Source organism: Desulfocurvus sp. DL1XJH-121 (assembly GCF_054819825.1).
The window spans coordinates 1-274 of the sequence record NZ_JBTVWW010000091.1 but is presented as its reverse complement, the minus strand read 5'-3'; the positions used below and the strand labels follow the sequence as shown (position 1 = coordinate 274).

Annotated in this window: 1 protein-coding gene; it reads right to left on the bottom strand. The window is 51.8% G+C overall.

The genetic code is table 11. From position 1 onward, the window contains the following. A partial coding sequence (locus ACYYG1_RS17430; protein ID WP_461211605.1) for an enoyl-CoA hydratase-related protein occupies positions 1 to 274 on the bottom strand: 274 nt, incomplete at both ends.

Genomic DNA, 274 nt, shown 5'->3' with positions numbered 1-274 from the left:
AACCTGAGCCGTAACCGGCATCAAAGCTTCCCACTTTCGGTCCGGTTTGACCGAAAATCGCGTTATCGGCCGCAATCGTTAAATCACAGACGATATGAAGCACATGGCCTCCGCCGATGGCATAGCCTGATACCATTGCTACGACCGGTTTAGGAATAACACGGATCAAACGCTGAAGATCAAGCACATTCAGACGCGGGATCTGATCGTCTCCGACATATCCGCCGTGACCGCGGACTTTTTGGTCTCCGCCTGAACAGAATGCTTTATCTCC